The organism is Methanospirillum sp. (assembly GCF_035560735.1).
In the GTDB taxonomy this organism is placed as follows: Archaea; Halobacteriota; Methanomicrobia; order Methanomicrobiales; family Methanospirillaceae; genus Methanospirillum.
The window spans coordinates 1-3,505 of record NZ_DATMYY010000128.1; the positions used below are offsets into that span (position 1 = coordinate 1).

At 42.9% G+C, this 3,505-nt stretch carries 3 protein-coding genes; all 3 read left to right on the top strand.

Annotation, left to right across the window (positions count from 1 at the left end):
• Nucleotides 1-120 precede the first annotated feature (120 nt).
• The 3 genes from VN429_RS04030 to VN429_RS04040 are packed head-to-tail and all read left to right on the top strand — an operon-like array spanning nt 121 to nt 2,887.
• Nucleotides 121-930 (top strand): transketolase, encoded by an 810-nt coding sequence (locus VN429_RS04030; RefSeq protein ID WP_325630054.1) that lies wholly within the window; start codon nt 121-123, stop codon nt 928-930.
• Nucleotides 927-1,850, top strand: coding sequence for a transketolase family protein (locus VN429_RS04035; RefSeq protein ID WP_325630056.1), 924 nt, complete (start codon nt 927-929; stop codon nt 1,848-1,850). The genes VN429_RS04030 and VN429_RS04035 overlap by 4 nt, the downstream gene beginning before the upstream one ends.
• Nucleotides 1,847-2,887: a zinc-binding dehydrogenase gene (locus VN429_RS04040; protein ID WP_325630058.1), complete on the top strand. Its 1,041-nt coding sequence runs from the start codon at nt 1,847-1,849 to the stop codon at nt 2,885-2,887. The genes VN429_RS04035 and VN429_RS04040 overlap by 4 nt, the downstream gene beginning before the upstream one ends.
• The last annotated feature ends 618 nt before the right edge of the window (nt 2,888-3,505 follow it).

Consider the following 3,505-nt stretch of genomic DNA (forward strand, 5'->3'; position numbering starts at 1 on the left):
GGGTGCAGGTTGGATGCAGTTAATCGGTATCTTGAAACACTCCAAAACCCACATCCTCATGTAAATTTCATCTGATCTTCTTTTTGCCTTTTAGAGACAAACTACTAAGTGCTTCATAATATGATAGATTATAGAGAGATCTCAAGGAAACTCAGGTATGAGATGATCAGGATAGCACACGAGACCGATGCAATGCATATCGGGTCATGTCTCTCCTGTCTCGATATCATCATCTCGATGTATTATTCATTTCTTCATATTGATCCAGAAAAACCTGACACAGAGGATCGGGATCGGTTTATTCTGAGTAAAGGTCATGCCTCCCTCTCCCTCTATACCGTTCTTGCAGAACGAGCATTCTTCTCAAAGAATTTACTTTCAACATTTAACAAGAGTGGAAGCCTTCTGACCGAACATCCGGTGAGAGGAAATATCCCTGGAATTGAGGTATCTTCCGGTTCACTGGGTCACGGTCTTGGAATCGGTCTTGGAATAGCAAAAGCTTCCATATTAAATAAGGATAATTACCGGGTAGTTGTCCTTATGAGTGATGGGGAGTGTAATGAAGGGAGTGTATGGGAAGCATTTCTCCTTGCACCAAGACATGTCGGTGGTAATCTGATTACAATAATTGATGCAAATGGCTGGCAGGCTACCGATAGGACAGATCAAATCATGGAATTGAATCCCCTACCTGAAAAATTGGCAACATTTGGGTGGTGTGTCTATGAGGTCGATGGTCATGACATTCCTGCATTGATATCTCTGTACAAATGTCTTCCCGTTCAAGGAATGAAACCAATTGCAATAATTGCACATACAGTAAAGGGTAAGGGAATCTCATTCATGGAAGATGATAATAACTGGCATTACCGGGTGCCTTCTGTAGATGATATAACAACAGCAGGATTAGAACTGGGGATTTCATGAGAGATACTTTTGCCCGGGAACTGACTGTTCTGGCAGCATCTGACCCCCGGATAATGATCCTTTCAGGGGATATAGGGAATCATATGTTTGATGATTTCAAGGAGCAGTTTCCAGAGCGGTTTATCAATTGTGGCGTTGCTGAAGGAAATATGATTAGTGTGGCTGCGGGCCTTGCTCTATCTGGTTTTCGGCCCATTGTTTATACATTTGCTGCATTTGACGTCACCAGGTGTTATGAACAGATTCGAATAGATCTCTGCTTCCAAAATCTGCCGGTAATCATTATCGGGCTTGGGGGTGGACTCACTTATTCCCAGTTAGGCCCAACCCATTATATTTGTGAAGACCTGGCAATACTCCGGTGTCTCCCTCATATGAACATAATTTGCCCAGCTGATCCAATTGAGGTTGTCCTCGCTCTTCAAGCATCATTAGAGGTGAACAATCCGGTATATATCAGAATAAATAAGAAGAATGAACCTTGTATTGAGTGCATTTCAAAAGATTTTACCATTGGAAAGGCGAGGGTGGTCAGAACCGGGTCTGATGTCTGTTTGATTACGACCGGGGTGATTAATTCAGAGGTTCTAAAAGCATCAAAACTTCTTGAGTTACGGGGAATTAGTGCGGAAGTGATCCATTTTCATACAATTAAGCCACTTGACGAAGAGATGATGCACCAGATCTGCCATCGGTTTACCGAAATTGTCACAATCGAAGAACATTCCACCATTGGTGGGCTTGGTGGGATGTTAGCTGAATGGATAGTAGACAACCAGATTTCTGGTGTCCAGATGCTTCGACTCGGAACCAGAGATGAATTCATCATTCCATCATATAATCAGCAGGAAGCCAGAACGTTTTTCGGGCTATCAGCAGAACAAATGATAGATAAGGTCTGTGGATTTACAAGAGTATGAATAAAACAAAAGCCGCGATTTTGGTTGAAACGAAAACACCCCTTCGTATTGTTGATCTACACATGCCTTTGGTAAGAAAAGGGCAGGTTCTCATAAAAATAAAATACAGCGGAATATGTCATACTCAACTGAGCGAATGTCAGGGGGTTAGGGGTAAGGATACATTTCTCCCCCATTGTCTTGGTCATGAAGGAAGTGGTGTAGTTGTTGATGTCGGTGAAGGAATAACAAAACTAAAGTTGGGAGATCACGTCATACTCTCCTGGATTCGGGGAAGTGGTATGAATGGTGGGCCTGGTAAGTATCAGTGGGGAGATCAACTGGTGAATGCCGGCCCTATCACCACATTTTCTCAGTACGCTCTTATTAGTGAGGATCGGGTCACTTCAATACCCAAGAATTTTTCTCTTCTTTATGCAGCACTCATCGGATGTGCAATTCCTACCGGATATGGAGCGGTAGTCAACGTAGCGCAGCCAAAACCAGGCATGAGTATGGGCATCTATGGCTGCGGCGGTATAGGTTTGTGTGCACTAAAGGCTGCAAAAATTTCGGGATGTACTCCCATCGTAGCTATCGATACAAATGAAGGGAAACTTGCCGCAGCCAAAGAACTTGGAGCAACCCATATCATTAATCCGGGTGACCGCGCTCCTCTCACAGAAATTTTCAAGATATGTCCTCAGGGACTTGATTTTTGTATCGAAGCGACTGGAGTGCCCTCTGTAATGGAACAGGTATTACCATCTGTCCGGAATCAGGGGGGCGTTGCTACAATAATCGGAAATGCGCACTTCGGAGATCGTATTACTGTTGATCCTCATGAATTTAACCAAGGTAAGCAGCTCCGGGGGACCTGGGGTGGAGATATCGTTCCAGATAGAGATTTCCCCCGTATCATTCATTTAATTGATGCAGGGATATTTAATCCCGATTTCCTAATATCACGTATTTATAGCCTTAATCAGATCAATGAGGCCCTTGATGATCTTGCAACTGGTCGTGTTATCAGACCAATTATCGATATGGAGAGATAAAAAGTGCGAGTCATTGGAATCGATCTGGATAATACTATTGTGCAATATGATCAGATTATCCATACTCTAGCAGTACAAAGAGGTTTGATTCCTGTCAACACTCAACCCAATAAGACAATTATTCGGGACATAATCAGATCCCGGGGGCAGGAACACCTGTGGATTGATATTCAGGGATATATATATGGGGAGGGGATGCAGAGTGCCCAACCTTTTCCCGGGGTAATTAGATTTATTCAATCCTGTCGTAAACTGGCTATTCCTGTATACATCATTAGTCATCGCTCAAAAAATCCTTATGCCGGCGGTGGTGCAGATCTCCATGATTCCGCAATGAAGTGGCTTGTTCAGGAAGGAATTACCGGACACTCTGATATAATGGTGGCAGAAGAAAGAATTTTTTTTGAATTGACCAAGGAAGAGAAGTATAATCGAATACGATCCTCCGGGTGTAGTTTTTTTATCGATGATCTGATTGAATTTTTGGTTTCGGATCAATTTCCCAAGGAAGTGATCCCAGTTTTATTCGATCCATATAATAACTACCCTGACAACTCCGTTTATCGTCGGATAAAATCATGGAATGATCTTCCTATTCTGGTCCCAATGGTATGAATC

Excerpts from the sequence above, each read along its gene's own strand:
- VN429_RS04035 (WP_325630056.1), top strand. The coding sequence starts at position 927 with ATGAGAGATACTTTTGCCCGGGAACTGACTGTTCTGGCAGCATCTGAC.
- VN429_RS04040 (WP_325630058.1), top strand. The coding sequence starts at position 1,847 with ATGAATAAAACAAAAGCCGCGATTTTGGTTGAAACGAAAACACCCCTT.
- VN429_RS04030 (WP_325630054.1), top strand. The coding sequence starts at position 121 with ATGATAGATTATAGAGAGATCTCAAGGAAACTCAGGTATGAGATGATC.